Annotated in this window: 10 protein-coding genes and 3 pseudogenes; 5 read left to right on the top strand and 8 right to left on the bottom strand. The window is 70.7% G+C overall.

From position 1 onward, the window contains the following. Together AB0O67_RS30130 and AB0O67_RS30125 are read left to right on the top strand one after the other, a co-directional pair. Positions 1-3,552, top strand: a 3,552-nt coding sequence (locus tag AB0O67_RS30130; RefSeq protein WP_365456762.1) for a hydantoinase B/oxoprolinase family protein, incomplete at its 5' end; no start/stop codon positions are given. Then, positions 3,533-4,138 carry an ATP/GTP-binding protein gene (locus AB0O67_RS30125; protein ID WP_365456759.1) on the top strand — a complete coding sequence of 202 codons (606 nt, stop codon included), beginning with the start codon at positions 3,533-3,535 and terminating at the stop codon, positions 4,136-4,138. The genes AB0O67_RS30130 and AB0O67_RS30125, both read left to right, overlap by 20 nt. Positions 4,139-4,209: 71 nt before the next feature. Here the strand turns inward: AB0O67_RS30125 and glpK are convergent, their stop codons facing one another. The 5 genes and pseudogenes from glpK to AB0O67_RS30100 form a co-directional block, all read right to left on the bottom strand. Further along, entirely contained in the window at positions 4,210-5,730 is a 1,521-nt protein-coding gene (gene glpK, locus AB0O67_RS30120) for a glycerol kinase GlpK (RefSeq protein ID WP_365456756.1), read from the bottom strand. A 20-nt stretch (positions 5,731-5,750) separates the two neighbouring features. Next, positions 5,751-5,858 (bottom strand): annotated as a pseudogene (locus tag AB0O67_RS30115) (aquaporin family protein); the annotation flags it as partial. 554 nt (positions 5,859-6,412) lie between these two features. Next, positions 6,413-7,533: pseudogene (locus tag AB0O67_RS30110) on the bottom strand (EAL domain-containing protein); the annotation flags it as partial. A 226-nt stretch (positions 7,534-7,759) separates the two neighbouring features. Beyond that, positions 7,760-8,950 carry a lipid-transfer protein gene (locus AB0O67_RS30105; protein ID WP_365456753.1) on the bottom strand — a complete coding sequence of 397 codons (1,191 nt, stop codon included), beginning with the start codon at positions 8,948-8,950 and terminating at the stop codon, positions 7,760-7,762. Beyond that, the gene (locus AB0O67_RS30100; RefSeq protein WP_365456750.1) at positions 8,947-9,372 is read right to left on the bottom strand and encodes a zinc ribbon domain-containing protein; all 426 of its coding nucleotides are present in this window, start codon (positions 9,370-9,372) and stop codon (positions 8,947-8,949) included. The genes AB0O67_RS30105 and AB0O67_RS30100 overlap by 4 nt, the downstream gene beginning before the upstream one ends. A gap of 181 nt (positions 9,373-9,553) precedes the next feature. Here AB0O67_RS30100 and AB0O67_RS30095 point away from each other — a divergent pair, with 181 nt between their 5' ends. Continuing rightward, on the top strand, positions 9,554-10,090 hold the full coding sequence (locus tag AB0O67_RS30095) for an NUDIX domain-containing protein (RefSeq protein ID WP_365456747.1): 537 nt from the start codon (positions 9,554-9,556) through the stop codon (positions 10,088-10,090). 1 nt (position 10,091) lies between these two features. Here AB0O67_RS30095 and AB0O67_RS30090 read toward each other — a convergent pair. Beyond that, a pseudogene (locus AB0O67_RS30090) lies at positions 10,092-12,456 on the bottom strand (TIM-barrel domain-containing protein). Positions 12,457-12,667: 211 nt separating this feature from the next. Between AB0O67_RS30090 and AB0O67_RS30085 the strand changes: the two are divergent. After that, complete coding sequence (locus AB0O67_RS30085) at positions 12,668-14,635, top strand: acetoacetate--CoA ligase (RefSeq protein WP_365456744.1); 1,968 nt, start codon at positions 12,668-12,670, stop codon at positions 14,633-14,635. A 132-nt stretch (positions 14,636-14,767) separates the two neighbouring features. After that, a complete protein-coding gene (locus tag AB0O67_RS30080) occupies positions 14,768-15,706 on the top strand; it encodes a hypothetical protein (protein ID WP_365456741.1) in 939 nt (312 codons plus the stop codon). A gap of 81 nt (positions 15,707-15,787) precedes the next feature. On the opposite strand, the gene ptsP is transcribed toward AB0O67_RS30080, so the two are convergent. Together ptsP and AB0O67_RS30070 are read right to left on the bottom strand one after the other, a co-directional pair. Continuing rightward, the gene (gene ptsP, locus AB0O67_RS30075; RefSeq protein ID WP_365456738.1) at positions 15,788-17,458 is read right to left on the bottom strand and encodes a phosphoenolpyruvate--protein phosphotransferase; all 1,671 of its coding nucleotides are present in this window, start codon (positions 17,456-17,458) and stop codon (positions 15,788-15,790) included. Positions 17,459-17,536: 78 nt separating this feature from the next. Then, positions 17,537-17,986 carry a PTS glucose transporter subunit IIA gene (locus tag AB0O67_RS30070; RefSeq protein ID WP_365456735.1) on the bottom strand — a complete coding sequence of 150 codons (450 nt, stop codon included), beginning with the start codon at positions 17,984-17,986 and terminating at the stop codon, positions 17,537-17,539. Positions 17,987-18,399 lie beyond the last annotated feature (413 nt).

The following is an 18,399-nucleotide window of genomic DNA, read 5'->3' as shown; positions in this document are numbered from 1 at the left end:
TCCGACAATCCGGCACGCTACTCCGACGCGGCCGTCGCGGGCATACGCGAACTCCTCTCCGGCTCCGGCGACCCCGTCGAAGCGGTACGCATGGGCACCACGGTCGCCACCAACGCGCTGCTGGAACGCAAGGGTGAACGCACCCTGCTCGTCATCACGCGCGGCTTCCGCGACGCCCTGCGCATCGCCTACCAGAACCGCCCCCTGATCTTCGCCCGCCGCATCGACCTCCCCGAGCTGCTCCACGAGCGGGTCGTCGAGGTCGACGAGCGCATCGCCCCCGACGGCACCGTCCGCTCCGCGCCCGACCTGGACGCCCTCGCCGGGCCCCTCCGCCAGGCATACGACGACGGCATCCGCGCCGTCGCCGTGGTCTGCATGCACAGCCACCTGCACCCCGCCCACGAGCAGGCTGTAGGGGACCTGGCCGCCCGCATCGGCTTCCAGCAGATCTCGCTGTCCAGCGAGGTCAGCCCCCTGATGAAACTCGTCCCGCGCGGGGACACCGCCGTCGTCGACGCCTACCTGTCGCCGGTGCTGCGCCGCTACGTGCGGCATGTCGCCGACGAGCTCGAAGGCGTGCGGCTGATGTTCATGCAGTCCAACGGAGGGCTCGCCGAGGCCGGGCAGTTCCGCGGCAAGGACGCGATCCTGTCCGGGCCGGCCGGCGGCATCGTCGGCATGGCCCGCATGTCGCGACTGGCCGGCTTCGACCGTGTCATCGGCTTCGACATGGGTGGCACGTCCACCGACGTGTCCCACTTCGCCGGCGCCTACGAACGGGTCTTCACCACACAGATCGCCGGTGTCCGGCTGCGTGCGCCCATGCTGGACATCCACACCGTCGCGGCCGGCGGCGGCTCGATCCTCCACTTCGACGGTTCCCGCTACCGCGTAGGTCCGGACTCGGCGGGCGCGGACCCGGGCCCCGCCTGCTACCGCGCGGGCGGCCCCCTCACCGTCACCGACGCCAACGTCATGCTCGGCCGCATTCCACCCGACCACTTCCCCCAGGTGTTCGGTCCCGACGGCGACCAGCCCCTTGACGCGTCCCTCGTCCGTGACCGCTTCGACGGTCTCGCGCACGAGATCCGCGAGCGGACCGGCGACGACCGCACACCCGAACAGGTCGCCGAGGGTTACCTGCACATCGCCGTCGCCAACATCGCCAACGCCGTCAAGCGGATCTCCGTCCAGAAGGGCCACGACGTCACCCGCTACGCCCTGACCACCTTCGGCGGTGCGGGCGGGCAGCACGCGTGCAGGGTGGCCGACCTGCTCGGCATCCGCACTGTCCTCGTACCGCCCATGGCCGGTGTCCTTTCCGCGCTCGGCATCGGTCTCGCCGACACCACCGCCATGCGGGAACAGTCCGTCGAAGCACCTCTGGAAGCCTCCTCCATGCCCGGCGTCATCGAGACGGCGGACGGCCTGGAGGCCGCGGCCCGTGCCGAACTCCTCGCCGAGGACATCCCCGAGGACCGCATCGAGGTCACCCGCCGCGCCCAGCTCCGCTACGACGGCACCGACACGACCCTCACCGTCGAGCTCGCAGAGCCCGGCGCCATGAAGCACGCCTTCGAGGAACGTCATCGCGCCACGTACTCCTTCACCCTCGACCGCCCGGTCGTCGTCGAAGCCCTCTCCGTGGAAGCCACCGGCATCACCGAACCCCCCGATCTCTCCGCTCTGGCCCCCTACCAGGCCGTCCCCACGGGCCGCCCCGCCGCCTCGCACACCGTCCGCCTTTACAGCGGCGGCACCTGGCGCGACGTACCCCTCCACCGCCGTGAGGAACTGCCCCCGGGCGACACGGTCACCGGACCCGCGATCATCACGGAGGCCGGTGCGACGACCGTCGTGGACGACGGCTGGCGGGCCGCTGCGACCGACGACGGGCATCTGGTCATGGAACGCGCGGCGATCACGCAGAGTTCCGAAGTGGACACGAAAGCCGACCCGGTTCTTCTCGAGGTCTTCAACAACCTCTTCATGTCCATCGCCGAGCAGATGGGCGCCAGGCTCGAATCCACAGCCCAGTCCGTCAACATCAAGGAACGCCTGGACTTCTCCTGCGCCCTGTTCGACCCGGACGGAAATCTGGTGGCCAACGCCCCGCACATCCCCGTCCACCTGGGCTCGATGGGCACCAGCGTCCAGGAGGTCATCCGGCGGCGGAACACCCGGATGCGGCCGGGGGACACGTACGCCGTCAACGACCCCTACCACGGCGGCACCCACCTCCCGGACGTCACCGTGATCACCCCGGTCTTCGACACCGACGGCACGGCGGACACGGAGGGTGGCCGGATCCTCTTCTACGTCGCCTCCCGCGGCCATCACGCGGAGATCGGCGGCATCGCCCCGGGTTCCATGCCCGCGGACAGCAGCACCATCGAGGAGGAAGGCGTCCTCTTCGACAACTGGCTGCTCGCCGAGAACGGCCGCTTCCGCGAGGAGGAGACCCGCCGCCTGCTCGGCGGGGCGCCCCACCCCTCGCGCAACCCCGGAACCAACCTGGCCGACCTGCGCGCCCAGATCGCCGCCAACCGGAAGGGTGTCGAGGAAGTCACCCGCATGATCGAGGACTTCGGCCTCGACGTCGTGCAGGCGTACATGCGGCACGTCCAGGACAACGCCGAACAAGCGGTGCGCCGCGTCATCGAGGCCCTCGACGACGGCGAGTACGCCTACGAGACCGACTCGGGCGCCGTCATTCGCGTACGCGTGCGCGTGGACCACGAAGACCGCTCCGCCACGGTCGACTTCACCGGCACGTCACCACAGTTGGCCGGCAACTTCAACGCCCCCTACTCGGTGGTCAACGCGGCCGTCCTGTACGTGTTCCGCACCCTGGTCGCCGACGACATCCCCCTGAACGACGGCTGCCTGCGCCCGATCCACATCATCGTGCCGTCCGGCTCGATGCTCTCGCCCGAGCCGCCCGCCGCGGTGGTCGCCGGCAACGTGGAGACCTCCCAGGCCATCACCGGCGCTCTCTACGCCGCGCTCGGTGTGCAGGCGGAGGGCTCCGGAACGATGAACAACGTCACCTTCGGCAACGAACGCCACCAGTACTACGAGACCGTCGCTTCCGGCTCCGGAGCGGGCGACGGCTTCCCCGGCGCGAGCGTCGTCCAGACCCATATGACCAACTCCCGCCTCACCGACCCCGAAGTTTTGGAGTGGCGTCTGCCCGTCGAGTTGGAGGAGTTCTCGGTCCGTCTCGGCAGCGGCGGCGCGGGGCGGTGGCGTGGCGGGGACGGAGCGGTCCGCCGCATCCGGTTCCGGGAGCCGATGACCGTCTCCACGCTCTCCCAGCACCGCAGGGTTCCCCCGTACGGCATGGCGGGAGGCGAGCCCGGGGCCCTGGGCGCCAACCGAGTCGAGCGTGCGGACGGAACGATCACCGCACTGGGCGGAAGCGACACGACGGACGTCGGCCCCGGCGACGTACTCGTCATCGAAACCCCTGGCGGCGGAGGCTACGGCCCACCGCCCTCCGACCCCCATCAAGCAGGAGAAGAGATCGATGATCTTCGGGCGATCTGAGCGCGGCAAGCCCCCGATCGAGCCCGTCACGCTCAAGATCCTGGTGGCCGGCGGCTTCGGGGTGGGCAAGACGACCCTCGTCGGCGCGGTCAGCGAGATCAGGCCGCTGCGCACAGAGGAACTGCTCACCGAAGCCGGCCGTCCGGTCGACGACATCAGTGGCGTGGAAGGCAAGCACACCACGACGGTGGCCATGGACTTCGGCCGCATCACGCTGCGTGAGGATCTCGTGCTGTACCTCTTCGGCACACCCGGCCAGGAGCGGTTCTGGTTCATGTGGGACGAGCTCACCGAAGGGGCCCTTGGCGCCGTCGTACTCGCCGACACCCGCCGTCTGGAGGACTGCTTCGCCGCCGTCGACTACTTCGAGCGGCGCTCCATACCGTTCGTCGTCGGCGTCAACTGCTTCGATGACGCGGCCCGTTACCCCGCACAGGAGGTACGCCAGGCCCTCGACCTGGACGCGGGCGTACCCCTGCTGCTGTGCGACGCGCGTGAGCGGGAGTCGGTCAAGGAGGTCCTCATAGGTGTCGTCCAGCACGCCATGGCGCAGGCGGCGGACCGCCGCCAGGCCGTGACGACCTGACGGACGGGAACGGCCCGTACCCCCGCCGACTGGGGTACGGGCCGCAGTACGCGAGCAGCACGCGCGTGTGCCTAACTGTCGCCGTCCTCCACCCAGCCGAGGGTCTTCTCCACCGCCCTGCGCCAGTTGCGGTACTCCCGGTCCCGCTCGGAGGCATCCATGGCCGGCGTCCACTCCGCGTCCCTCTGCCAGTGGGTCTTCAGCTCGTCGAGGTCGTTCCACACGCCGGTGGCGAGCCCGGCCGCGTAGGCGGCACCCAGGGCGGTCGTCTCGGACACCTTGGGGCGGATCACGGGCACGTCGAGGACGTCCGCCTGGTGCTGCATCAGGAGGTTGTTCTTCGTCATGCCGCCGTCCACCTTCAGCGTGCTGATGTGCACACCCGAGTCCTGGTACATGGCGTCGACGACCTCACGCGTCTGCCAGCTCGTCGCCTCCAGTACGGCACGCGCGAGATGCGCCTTTGTGACGTAGCGGGTCAGCCCGGCGACGACCCCGCGGGCGTCGGAGCGCCAGTGCGGCGCGAACAGGCCCGAGAAGGCCGGCACGATGTACGCGCCGCCGTTGTCGTCGACACTCGCCGCCAGTGTCTCGATCTCGTCGGCGGTACGGATGACACCGAGCTGATCGCGGAACCACTGCACGAGCGCGCCCGTTATCGCGATGGACCCTTCCAGGCAGTACACCGGAGCCTCGCTGCCGATCTTGTAGCCCATCGTCGTCAGCAGCCCGTTCTTGGACGGCACCGGCCGGCTCCCGGTGTTGAGCAGCAGGAAGCTGCCCGTGCCGTACGTGTTCTTCGCCGACCCGACGTCGTAGCACGCCTGCCCGAACACGGCTGCCTGCTGGTCGCCCAGCGCCGACGCCACCGGTACTCCCGAGAGCTGGCCCCCGGCCGTCCCGTACACCTCGGCCGAGGACCTGATCTGGGGCAGCACGGACTCGGGCACATTCATCGCCGAGAGGATGGAGGGGTCCCATTGGAGGGTCTCCAGGTTCATCAGCATGGTGCGCCCGGCGTTGGTGACGTCGGTGACGTGGCGGCCGCCGTCGGTGCCGCCCGTGAGGTTCCAGATCAGCCAGGAGTCCATCGTGCCGAAGGCGATCTCACCCTGCTCCGCGCGGGTCCTGAGGCCGGGCACGTTGTCCAGCAGCCAGGACACTTTGGGCCCGGAGAAATAGCTGGCCAGCGGCAGCCCTGTCTGCTCGCGGAACCGGTCCTGGCCGTGCGGGCCGCCCAGTTGGTTGCAGAGCGCAGCGGTGCGTGTGTCCTGCCAGACGATGGCGTTGTGCACGGGCTTCCCCGTGGCGCGGTCCCAGAGCACCGTGGTCTCGCGCTGGTTGGTGATGCCGAGCGCACTGAGCTGATCAGCCCGTAGCCCGGCCTGGGCGATCGCCCCGGCGACCACCGCCTGCACCTTCGACCAGATCTCGGTCGCGTCGTGCTCGACCCAGCCCGGCTTGGGGAAGATCTGCCGATGCTCACGCTGATCAACAGCGACGACCGCGCCGTTCCCGTCGAAGATGATGCAGCGGCTCGATGTCGTGCCCTGGTCGATCGCGGCCACGTACTTCTCGGCGTTGTTCGTCATGGCTTCCCCTTGGGCTCGGTTCAGAGAGCTGAGGCGTGGATGAGGCCGGCGAGCGCTACTCCGACGAGTGGCCCAACGACCGGAATCCACGCGTGGCCCCGGTCGGAGGTGCCCCTGTTCCGGATCGGCCGGACGGCGATCGACTGAGTGTTCGGGTGGGTGCCCAGAGTTACGGACGGATGCGCGCCGGCGCCGAAGAGGATCAGGATCGTGGTTCCGGCGACCTCGCCGACGGAGACGTCTCCGCTGTGCATGGCGGCTCCTAGGCCCGTGGACGGGCACTCGGCCCGATCCTCCGTGCAGGGTGCTTCGCGTTGCTCCCGTGCCGATCAGGCGGAGCCGGACAGGTCCCGCGCCCCGTCGGCGCCCGTGACGAGTGCCGTCGCAGCCGACCCGGCCAGGGGACTGGGCCTCGGCCCACGAGCCCGTACGGCGCAGTGCCGGAATGCGCCGAGAATGTACGGCGATGTCGGCTGCCAACCCGAAGTGTTCACCGGCGCTCAAGGGGCGTCAAGGTCGCTGACAGCACCCGTTCCTGACATCTCCCCGCTCCGGCGCGCGAGACCACGCCCCGGCCGCCGGACGCGTTACGAACGCACGTACACGGCATCGAGACGGCCTGGCCGCACCCACGCAGGCCACAGGGACCCTCTCGGGCTCTGCCGGGCTCGCCCACGGCACACCCGGTCTCGCTCGGCGTCGGGTCCCCACCACGCAGGGTCTCGTGCCCGGGCAGACCCGCCTGACCGAGCACCCAGCTCACCCCCGTGAGCGCCTTCGCGGCCTTCTTCAGGGGCGCCAGCGAGGCCGCCGCGTCTCGGCGATCCGTGACGCTCCCGGGCGGGCACAGAACGGTGGCCAGGGACAGCGTCACCGGCCGCCCACCCGCCTCCCAGGGCACGTCCAGGACCGAGGTGGCGAGCGGATCGAGCCCCTCCGGATCGGCGAGCACCAGGAAGTCGTCCCCGCCGATGTGCCCTATGCGCGTGCTCCCCGAGGCCCGGACACAGCCGGCGACCCGGTCAGCAGCGCACGCACCTGAGTGGCGGACGCGTTGGCGGGCAGGAGCGCGGCCGGCCGCACGAACTCCCGCACCGGCGGCCCCGACGGCGACGGCGCCTCGACCTCGGGGGAGCGGCGCGGAACGTATACGTCCGCCGCCGGCAGCCTGGCAGGGGGCGCGAACAGCGCCCCATGCGCCAGCTGCGCCCCGGCTGACAACGCTGCCGCGAACTGCCGTTCGGTCTCGACGCCCTCGACGCACAGCAGTGCCCTCAGCTCGTCGCAGAGCGTCCGCATCGCCCGCACCGCGGCGGGCCGGGCGAGCAGCGACGCGTCGAGCTTCATCAGGTCCGGCCCGAGGTCCGTGAGGAGCCGCAGGGGCACGTCTCCGTCCCCTACGCCGTCGGCGCTGATCCGGAACCCCTGCTCCCGCAGCGCGGTCACCGCCTCCAGCAGCGCCTGCTGGGGCACGTGCGTGTACGGCGGGCAGACGTCGATCGTCACCTCCCACGGCATGCGCCCCGCCCCGCACACGGCGGCATGCAGCGAGGTGAGCCCACCGAGGTCCGCGAGCGTCCCGGCGAACACATTGACGTGCAACGGCAGCAGCGACTCCTTGCGAACCGCCGCCCGGACCGCCAAGACGGCCAGCCGACCGTCGAGTTCGGGATCCCGACGCGCCTCGGCCAGGATGTCTTCGGCCTCCGGGCGGGCCAGGATCTCCAGCGCCGCGACCCCGCCGGTCGACAGGTTGACCACCGGCTGGAAAGCGAAGCGGAGAGTATCCGACCAGGAGCGCACGGGAGCATGATGGCGCCCTCGGTGAGCGCTGAGGCCCAGTTCATGAGACGTTCACGCAGGATCAGGGTGATCACACAGCGTGCCGACGGAGTCCACGAGAACCGCGTGAGGAGGCATCACCTTGGGTACGCCGGTGGCTCCGAGTCCGCGTGAGGCGTCACCACGTGAGGCTTCTTCCCGCGCGCGTACGTCGGGGCAGTCGCACGCCAGCGGAACGCCTCGCAACTCACCGCACCGCGATCACCGCCGACCCGTGCCCGAACAGCCCCTGGTTCGCGGTGATCCCCACCCGTGCCCCGGCCACCTGCCGGTCACCGGCCTGCCCCCGCAACTGCCACGCCACCTCGCAGACCTGGGCGATCGCCTGCGCCGGGACCGCCTCCCCGAACGACGCCAGCCCACCGCTCGTGTTCACCGGTATGCGCCCGCCCGGCGCCGTCCCACCGTCCCGCAGCAGTTTGGCGCCCTCGCCCTCTCCACACAGCCCGAGGTCCTCGTACCACTGCAACTCCAGCGCCGTGGACAGGTCGTACACCTCGGCGAGGGAAAGGTCCCCCGGCCCGATGCCCGCCTCCTCGTAGGCAGCGCGGGCTATCGAGGCCCGGAACGTCTCGTCGGCGGGCGTGGCCGCAACCGCGGAGTCCGTCGCGATGTCCGGCAGATCCAGGACGGTACTGGGGTAGCGCGGTGTCACCGTGGAAACCGCCCGGATCCGTACCGGCTCCGCCGCCCCGTGGCGGCGCGCGAACTCCATGCTGGACATCACCAGGGCCGCTCCTCCGTCCGAGGTCGCGCAGATGTCGAGCAGCCGCAGTGGGTCGGCGACCACCGGCGAGGCGGCGACCTCCCGCGCGGTGACCCGCTTGCGGTAGCGCGCGTTCGCGTTCCGCGCGCCGAACGCCGCGTTCTTCACCTTGACCTGGGCGAAGTCCTCCAGGGTGTCACCATGGACAGCCATGCGCCGCCGCGCGTACAGCCCGAAGTACGTCGGATTCGTCGCCCCGAGCACCCGGAACCGCAGCCAGTCCGGATCGTCCGGCCGGTCACCTCCCGCCGGCCGGAAGAAGCCCTTGGGCGCGGCGTCCGCGCCCACCACGAGGACCACGTCGGCGAGGCCCGAGAGGATCTGCGCCCGCGCGGCGCTGATGGCCTGCGCCCCTGAAGCGCACGCCGCGTACACGCTGGTGACCCGCGCGCCCTGCCAGCCCAGGGCCTTGGCGAAGGTCGCCCCGGCCACATACCCGGGGTAGCCGCCGCGCACGGTGTCCGCACCGACGATCGAGCCCACCTGCCGCCAGTCCAGCCCCGCTTCGGCGAGTGCCGCGCGTGCCGCCGCCACGCCGTACTCGACGAAACCCCGCCCCCATTTGCCCCATGGGTGCATACCGACCCCCAGCACGGCCACATCCGCCGTCATACCGCCACCCCCGTCGGCCGCCAGTGCCACGTCGTCCAGGTCGTCTCCGCGTCCTCGTGCAGCACGCCGGGGACGACCTCCACCTCCGTGCCCACCGTCAGGTCGGCGGCAGTGACTCCGGGAGCCGCCTGCCCCAGCACCACCATCCGCTCGGACTCCAGCTCCACAGCGATCAACGCGTACGGCTCCCATGGAAGTTCCGGATCGGTCACGTAGGGTGACGGAGGCCGGTACCGGCTGTCCGTGTACGACCAGATGCGCCCGCGCCGCGACAGTGGCAGTTCCTCCAGATCACCACCGTCGCACCCAGGGTTGCGGCAGTGGACGTCCTCGCGAGGGAAGAAGACCGCCGCGCAGGCCGAACAGCGCGTGCCCAGCAAGCGGAAGCCGTCCCCGTCTCCGGTGAACCAATCATCGACCACGGGCGTTCGTGTACGCGACAAGGTCCCTCCCTACACCGGAAACTGACGAGTCGTCAGAAGTGTGCCACCGGATCCGGAGAAGCGGTAAGGGCGCGACCGGCCGACCAGCGAAGCCCTGCCCCCGTGACATTTCGGCGACCCACCCCGAGACGCTTCCGGCAAGATCGGCTACAGTCCGCGCGTGTCCGAAACTCAGCACTCCGCCCCCAACTCCGCGCCGAACTCCCATTGTTCGAGCTGCGGATCGCCCTACGGAGAGGGCGTCTCCGGCTGGCCCCGCACCTGCCCGGCCTGCGGCACCGTCGCCTACCGCAATCCACTGCCGGTCGCGGTCGCGCTTCAGCCGGTGTACGACACCCGGGGTGCCGCTCTGGTCGTCATCACCCGAACCGTCGCCCCCGCGCGCGGGGGCATCGCCCTGCCCGGCGGTTACATCGACGACCGTGAGGACTGGCGGCAGGCACTGGTCCGTGAGCTCAGGGAGGAGACCGGTATCGAGGCGGCGAGCCGCGACGTCCGGCTCATCGACGCGATGAGCGCTCCCGACGGTCATCTGCTGCTGTTCGGCGCCCTGCCGGAACGGCCCGCCGACCGCCTGCCCGAGCCCACCGCCACGGACGAGACGGAGGGCTGGCACCTCCTGCGCAGGCCCGAGGAACTCGCCTTCCCGCTGCACACCCTCGCCGTGAAGGCCTGGTTCGAGGGCCGGTACGTCTGAGTCAGCGCTCGCCGAGCCCGCGTACCCGCACCGGGTGGGGCGGCTCCACGCCGCCCCTCCCCTCGCGCTCGACGACCACCCGCGTGCCCTCCCAACGCGCGTGATAGCGCTCGATCCCGGGTTCCTCCCACCCGTCCCCGGCATCCGGCACCACCAGCCCAGACCCGGTCCGCCCCCGTGCGGGAGCCCACACCTCCAGCTCCAGCCCGCCGTCCGTCCCGCGCGTGGGAATCACGGCACCCGCGCGCGCGAGCACCGGTATCCGCGACAGCGGGGCGTCGACGAGAACCTGCGCAGGGCCCTCGTAGGCCTGCTCCGTGGCCGTGTCGTACCAGCGGCCCCGAGGCAGCTGGACCGCACGCCGGTCCGCGCCCGGGTCGAGCACGGGCGCCACCAGGAGACAGTCGCCGAGCAGGAAGGCGTCCTCACAGTCACGCAGTGCCCGGTCCTCGGGCGAACTCCACCACGGCGGCCGCACATAGGGCGCACCGGTGCGGCGGGCCAGATGCGCCAGCATCAGGAAGTACGGCAGCAGCCGCCGGCGTTCGACCAGCGCCACGCGCGCGTGCTCCAGCACCTCGGTACCGAACTCCCACGGCTCCCTGCGCCCTGCCCGCAGGCCGGCGTGCGTGCGGAACAGCGGCAGATACGCGCCGAGCTGGAACCAGCGCAGAAACAGCTCCGGCGACGGACTCCCGTCGAAGCCACCCACGTCCGGCCCCGAGTAGGGCACCCCGCACAACCCAAGCCCCATCACCAGCGACAGCGATGCCCGCAGCCCCGGCCAGCCGGTGGCGACGTCGCCGGACCAGGTGCCCCCGTAGCGTTGCACGCCGACCCAGCCGGACCGTGAGAACAAGAACGGCCGCTCCCGCGGCACCAGCTCCCGCAGCCCCTCGTAGGCCGCCCTGGCCATGCACAGGGCGTACACGTTGTGCGCCTCGCGATGGTCGCCGCCCCGCCCCTCCAAGTCGTGCCGCGCCGAACGCGGCAGCGTCGGCTCCCCGAACGCGGCGAACGATGTCGGCTCGTTCATGTCGTGCCAGAACCCCGAGAACCCCTGCGCCAGCCGCTCCTCGTACAGGCCGCCCCACCACTTGCGCACGCGCGCGTGAGTGAAGTCCGGATACACCACCTCCCCGGGCCACATCACACCCCGCACCGGCTGGCCCGACGCGTCCCGCACGAAGACGTCATGGACTGTCCCGCTGTCGTAGACCTCGTTGCCCGGCTCGGCCTTCACCGCCGGGTCGACGATCGACACCAGCCGGATCCCCTCCCGCCGCAGCTCCTCGGCGAGCGCCGGCAGCTCGGGGAACCGTTCCTGGTCCACGGTGAACACCTGATGGGCGTCGTAGTGGTCGATGTCCAGGTGCACCGCGTCCAGCGGCAGCCCGTGCTCCCGGTACCCCGCGACGATCCGCCGCACCTCGGGCGCACTGCCGAAACCCCACCGCGCGTGATGGTGGCCGAGCGCCCAGGCCGGCGGCAGCGCGGGCGTGCCGGTGAGCGAGGCCCAGGCGAGCAGCACGCGCGCGGGGGTGCCCACGATCACCCAGCACCGCAGCGGACCGCCGTCCACGCGCATCTCGCACGTCCCCGGCCGGTCGTGCCCGGAACCGGCCCCCTCCTCACCCTCCCGCAGCGTCGCCGTGCCGTCCCACGAGCTGTCGTGGAACACCAGATGCGTGCCCGAGTCGGCCACCACCAGCTGCACCGGCATCGTGACGTACAGCGGATCGTCGCCAGGAGCGAACGCGCGCCCCGGGTCGGTGTTCCACAGCCGGTAGGTGCCGTCCCGCAGCCGTGGACCCGAGGAACGTCCGCCCAGCCCGAAGAAGCGCGCGTCCGCGGACACCTCGGAACGCTGCATCCAACGTGCCTGGCCGCCCCCGACCGGCTCCCACCACCGCGGCGGCAGATCCCGGCGCAGCGTCACACCACCAGGGGTGCGCACCTCCACGGCCCCGTTCCGCGACACCGCGACGGTGACCCGCTCCGCCACGACGCGCCAGCCGCCGTCCATGTCCGGCTCCAGTGCCGCACGGGGATCGGGTTCCGGACAGCGACCCGCGAGCGCGTACGACGGCTCGGGTGCCGCACCGTCCCAGCCCCAGAAGACAGCCCCGTTCACCGTGACGGTGATCCGCAGCTCGGAGCGGCTGAATCGCAGAACGCCACCACCAGGGCCGGGCGTCGCCTCCTGCACCTGCCCGGGCACCCGCGCGCGTTCGGCCCCCCCGCGCGGGCAGGCCGGCGGCGTCCGCGCGGCGCCTGCGCCACGCCGCACGTACGGTACGCAACCCCTGAGCCGCCCCCACCAAACCGACCGCCTTCACCGAATGCACCAGGTCACGACCGTCCATCTGCTCACCCTGCCACTGACCGGCGTATTCGCGTGTGTCGTTCAACTGCCGTTCACCCGTGCTGCGAGCACATCTTCACGACACGGACTATGTGGGCGGCACCCTGGTGCAGAAGTCGATCACATGGCATCGTCCCTGTCAGCCGCGTCACGCGCACACCCCAGCACGTGCGCGGGCGACGCACACGACGCGCACAGTCCGGGAGCCGCCCATGTCGACCGTGAACCCCCAGCCGCTCTGGCAGCCCGATCCCGAACGCATCGCCCAAGCGCAGATGACCAAGTTCCAGGGGTGGGCGGCCGAGCACCACGGCGCCCCGCGCGAGGGCGGCTACGCAGCGCTGCACCGCTGGTCCGTCGACGAGCTGGAGGCGTTCTGGAAAGCCGTCACGGAATGGTTCGACGTGCGGTTCTCGACGCCTTACACACGCGTGCTCGCCGACCGGTCGATGCCCGGCGCGCAGTGGTTCCCCGGGGCGACCCTGAACTACGCGGAACACGCCCTGCGAGCGGCCGCGACCCGCCCGGACGAACCGGCCCTCCTGTGCGTCGACGAGACCCAGGAACCACGCCCGGTCACCTGGTCCGCACTCCGCCGCCAGGTCGGCTCCCTGGCCGCGGAACTGCGCGCCCTCGGCGTACGCCCCGGGGACCGGGTCAGCGGCTACCTCCCCAACATCCCCGAGGCCGTCGTCGCCTTCCTCGCGACCGCCGCCGTGGGCGGCGTCTGGACGTCCTGCGCCCCCGACTTCGGCGCCCGCAGCGTCCTCGACCGGTTCCAGCAAGTGGAACCCGTGGTCCTGTTCACCGTCGACGGTTACCGCTACGGCGGCAAGGAACACGACCGCCGCGACACCGTGGCCGAGCTACGCCGCGAACTGCCCACCCTGCGGGCGGTGGTCCATATCCCGCTCCTCGGCACGGCAACTCCCGAAGGCGCCCTGGAGTGGTCGACCCTCACAAACGCGGACACGGAGCCCGAGTTCGCGCAGGTGCCGTTCGGTCACCCTCTGTGGGTGCTGTACTCCTCCGGCACGACCGGCCTCCCCAAGGCCATCGTCCAGTCCCAGGGCGGCATCCTCGTCGAACACCTCAAGCAGCTCGGCCTGCACTGCGACCTTGGCCCAGAGGACCGCTTCTTCTGGTACACCTCGACCGGCTGGATGATGTGGAATTTCCTCGTCTCCGGCCTCCTGACCGGCACCACGGTCGTCCTGTACGACGGCAGCCCCGGATACCCCGACACCGGCGCCCAGTGGCTCATCGCGGAACGCACCAGAGCCACGCTCTACGGCACCTCCGCCGCGTACGTCATGGCCTGCCGCAAGGCGGACATCCACCCGGGCCGGGACTACGACCTCTCGCGCGTGCAGTGCGTGGCCACCACCGGCTCGCCGCTCCCACCCGACGGTTTCCGCTGGTTGCACGACGAGGTGCGCGACGACCTGTGGATCGCCTCCGTCAGCGGCGGCACGGACGTGTGCTCCTGCTTCGCGGGAGCCGTCCCGACCCTGCCCGTGTACATCGGCGAACTCCAGGCCCCCGGACTCGGCACCGACCTGCAGTCCTGGGATCCGAGCGGCAAACCCGTCACCGACGAGGTCGGCGAGCTCGTGGTCACCAACCCGATGCCGTCCATGCCGATCCACTTCTGGAACGACCCCGACGGCAGCCGCTACCGCGACAGCTACTTCGACACCTACCCCGGCGTCTGGCGCCACGGCGACTGGATCACCGTGACCTCCCGGGGCTCCGTGATCATCCACGGCCGCTCCGACTCCACGCTCAACCGGCAGGGCGTGCGGATGGGCTCCGCCGACATCTACGAGGCAGTGGAGCGCCTGCCCGAGATCAGGGAATCCCTCGTCATCGGCATCGAACAGCCCGACGGCGGCTACTGGATGCCTCTCTTCGTGCATCTGGCGCCCGGAGCCGTCCTCGACGAGGCCCTCCTCCACCGCATCAAACAGACCATCCGTGAGCAGCTCTCACCGCGCCACATCCCCGACGAGATCATCGAGGTGCCCGGAGTTCCGCACACTCTCACCGGAAAGCGCATCGAGGTCCCGGTCAAGCGCCTCCTCCAGGGCACCCCACTGGAAAAGGCGGTCAATCCCGGCTCCATCGACAACCTCGATCTGCTCCACTTCTACGAGGATCTCGCCCGCGAGCGAGGCTGACGTCCGAGGCCGCTGCTCGCCGATACCGGTGTGACCTGCGGTTTCCCCCTGCTGCCGACCTGGCCGACTCGCGTTGTCAGTGCGGCCGGTTACTGTGAGTGAGCATTGATCGACCGCGCACAGGGGGAAACAATGGCGCACACCGACCACACGACCATGCGACGCGTCCTGCACCGCGAAGTCGCCGGCACGATCGGCCTGCTCACCGACGAGTACGACTTCCGGGCCATGCGGCGCTACCGCAGCTTCACCTTCGACGACCACCAAACCTACTTGCAGCAGGTGGAAGCCCTGCTGAAAACGCGCGCCGCCCAGGGCGGCCACACCACGGTCGCCCTCTTCGACCCCCAGGAGTACGCGGACTTCTGCGAGGGCGGCGGCCTCGACCCCGACCTGCCGTCGAGCCGCACACGCTTCACCGCGGAACTGGCGGCCAGCGGCCCCACCGTTCCGTACGAGGGCCAGAAGCTCGCCGACCTCCTCCCGGTCCTCGTGGACGAAGCGGTACGGCAAGCCACCTGGGAGTACGCCTCGACACTCCTGGCCCGCGTCGGCGCCTGCACGACCTGCGGAGAGGACATCGGCCGCACCGCCTTCACCCGGGCCTCGAAACTCCTCGTCCGCATCCTCGACACGGCACCGCCCGGCAGCCGGCACCTTGTCTGCAGCGTCTCCGGCACCCCGGAAACCCTCGTCGCCGCCCTGCACGCGGACCGGGACAGCGACGGCGCCCCACGACTCGACCAGGCCGAAGTGCTCGAATTCACCACTGTCCTGGCTCTGGGCATCGCCACCCGCAGCCCCGGGGGACTGGTCATGCGGACCACCGCCCCCGCCAGTGCGGACCGCATCTACGGCTGGCGCCTGCGCGGAGGCGGCCTCGAACCCCTGACCGCCGGCGAGGTCTTCGACGCCTATTGCACCGACGTGGAATCGGGCGACCTGATCTCCCCCGAATCAGGTGTCGACTACGGCGTCCCGCCGGACCTGGGCGAGGACGCGAGGGGCGAAGAAGCCGGAGAGAGGGGAGAGGAAGGAGAGGAGGGGCCGGCCGCGGAGCACCGCCACTGAGGATGCCCACGGACACGGCAGGGGCGCCCCACCAGCGGGTGGAGCGCCCCGCACAAGACCACCGTCGTCCGCCCGGTTCGCCTACTCGCCGGACAGCACCGCCTGAGCCGCCTTACGCGCCTCCTCGGCGGTGTCGGCCGCACGCGCAGCAGCCGCGGCCCGCTCGCACTGTGCCAGCGTGTACTTCGCCAGGGTCGCCCGGACGTAGGGAAGCGACGCCGCACCCATGGAGAGGGAGGTGACACCCAGACCGGTCAGTACACACGCGAGCAGCGGATCGGACGCGGCCTCACCGCAGACACCACAGCTCTTGCCCTCGGCCTTCGCCGACTCGGCGGACAGCGCGACCAGGTCCAGCAGCGCGGGCTGCCACGGGTCCTGAAGCCGGGACACCGCGCCCACCTGACGGTCGGCGGCGAACGTGTACTGCGCCAGGTCGTTCGTGCCCAGGGACAGGAACTCGACCTCCTGCAGGATCGAGCGCGCCCGGAGCGCCGCCGACGGAATCTCCACCATCGCGCCGAACTTGGCCCGCAACCCGGCCTCCCGGCACGCGTCCGCGAACGCCTTGGCGTCCGTGCGGTCCGCCACCATCGGGGCCATCACCTCGAGGTAGACGGGCAGCCCCTCGGCCGCCTTCGCCAGCGCGGTCAGCTGGGTGCGCAGCACCTCGGGGTGATCGAGCAGCGTCCGCAGGCCCCGCACGCCCAGGGCCGGGTTCGGCTCGTCGGACGGCGTCAGGAAGTCCAGCGGCTTGTCGGCACCGGCGTCCAGTACGCGCACGACGACCCTGCCCTCGGGGAACGCCTCGAGAACCTGTCGATAGGCCTCGACCTGCTTCTCCTCGGACGGCGCCTGCTTGCTGTCGTCCAGGAAGAGGAACTCGGTGCGGAACAGACCGACGCCCTCGGCGCCGGCCTCCACCGCGGCCGCGATGTCCGCGGGACCGCCGATGTTGGCGAGTAGCGGCACCTTGTGACCGTCGGAGGTGGCACCGGGCCCGGTCGACGCCGCCAGCGCGGCCTTGCGCTCAGCGGCCGAAGCCCTCAGCCGGGCCTTCTTCTCGTCGCTCGGGGTCACGAAGATCTCGCCGGTGCTGCCGTCCACGGCGATCATCGTGCCCTCGGCCAGCTCACCCGCGCCCGGCAGCGCCACCACGGCCGGTACGCCGAGCGCCCGAGCCAGGATCGCGCTGTGGCTGGTCGGCCCGCCTTCCTCGGTGACGAAACCGAGAACGAGCGTGGGGTCCAGAAGCGCCGTGTCCGCGGGCGCGAGGTCACGCGCGACCAGTACATACGGTTCGTCGCTGTCCGGCACACCCGGCATCGGCACCCCGAGCAGACGGGCGACGATGCGGTTCCGCACGTCATCCAGGTCCGCCACACGCCCGGCGAGATACTCACCGGCACCGGCGAGCAGATCCCGGTACGCGGCGAAGGCGTCGTACACCGCCCGCTCCGCGGTGCTGCCGACGGCGATCCGCCGGTCCACGTCCGCGATCAGCTCCGGGTCCTGGGCCATCATGGCCTGCGCCTCGAGTACGGCCTGTGCCTCGCCGCCTGCCAGATTGCCGCGTGCCATCAGGTCGGCCGCCACCGCCTCCACGGCCTGCCGGGCGCGCCCCTGTTCGCGCTCCGCCTCCTCGGCCGGGATCTGCTTGGCGGGCGGTTCGAGCACCGCCGTTCCCATGTGCCGAACCTCGCCGATCGCCACCCCGTGGCTCACGCCGACGCCTCGCAGCGTTGTCTCCATCTCACCCGTCTCCGATAGTGCGGCGGACCCCGCCGCCGCGGTGGTTGTCCTACATGCCGTCATACGACGGCGCTGACGTCACTTCCAGGCGAAGAGAGCGTCGCCCGCCTTGACGTCGCCGTCATCGCGGAGTTCGGAGAGAGCCTCGGCCGTGGCCTCCAGCGCCACGATCGGGCAAACCGGCGACTTGCCGGCGGCCTCGACCGCGCTCGGGTTCCAGCGCACGACGCCCTGACCACGGGTCACGGTGTCGCCCTTGTTCACGAGCAGCTCGAAACCCTCACCGTTGAGCTGCACGGTGTCGATGCCGAGGTGGGTGAGCACGCCGTGTCCCTCGGCGTCCACGACGACGAAGGCGTGCGGGTGGAGGGAGACGATGACTCCGTCCACCGGCGAGACGGCCTCGGAGGGCTCACGCACGGGGTCGATGGCGGTACCCGGGCCGACCATGGCCCCGGAGAAGACCGGATCCGGCACTGCGGCAAGTCCGATGGCGCGTCCGGCGAGCGGGGACGTAACGGTGGTCATGGGAGCCTCCCAGGGGGCGGAGATTCATATATGAGCCGTCACAGCCTGTCCCGGACGGCCCACTGTTGAGCAGGGTATGTCATGGGAAGTCCCGGTTCGCCGGAGACCTCCCAATAGAGGTCTAGACCACCAGCGTAATGGATTTGCACGCGCTCCGCGGCCCCATGTACAGTCGGACTCCTGCTTGAGGCTGAGCGATGCGGACAAGCGTCGTTGCCCAGCGGCACCCAACTTGTCAGATCCTAACTCGGGTCTCCTTCTGCATGCCCGCAGAATGGTGGTCAGAGAGACGGAAAAACCCTGATAGAGTTTGGAAACACCGAAGGGAAGCGCCCGGAGGAAAGCCGCGAGAGAGATTCTCGGGTGAGTACAAAGGAAGCGTCCGTTCCTTGAGAACTCAACAGCGTGCCAAA

It is taken from the genome of Streptomyces sp. NPDC086077 (assembly GCF_040686175.1).
GTDB lineage: Bacteria > Actinomycetota > Actinomycetes > Streptomycetales > Streptomycetaceae > Streptomyces.
Note: the sequence above shows the minus strand (reverse complement) of the source record. Positions and strands in the feature narration are given on the sequence as shown.

Excerpts from the sequence above, each read along its gene's own strand:
- AB0O67_RS30125 (WP_365456759.1), top strand. The coding sequence starts at position 3,533 with ATGATCTTCGGGCGATCTGAGCGCGGCAAGCCCCCGATCGAGCCCGTC.
- AB0O67_RS30070 (WP_365456735.1), bottom strand. The coding sequence starts at position 17,986 with ATGACCACCGTTACGTCCCCGCTCGCCGGACGCGCCATCGGACTTGCC.
- ptsP (WP_365456738.1), bottom strand. The coding sequence starts at position 17,458 with ATGGAGACAACGCTGCGAGGCGTCGGCGTGAGCCACGGGGTGGCGATC.
- glpK (WP_365456756.1), bottom strand. The coding sequence starts at position 5,730 with ATGACGAACAACGCCGAGAAGTACGTGGCCGCGATCGACCAGGGCACG.
- AB0O67_RS30085 (WP_365456744.1), top strand. The coding sequence starts at position 12,668 with ATGTCGACCGTGAACCCCCAGCCGCTCTGGCAGCCCGATCCCGAACGC.
- AB0O67_RS30105 (WP_365456753.1), bottom strand. The coding sequence starts at position 8,950 with ATGACGGCGGATGTGGCCGTGCTGGGGGTCGGTATGCACCCATGGGGC.
- AB0O67_RS30080 (WP_365456741.1), top strand. The coding sequence starts at position 14,768 with ATGGCGCACACCGACCACACGACCATGCGACGCGTCCTGCACCGCGAA.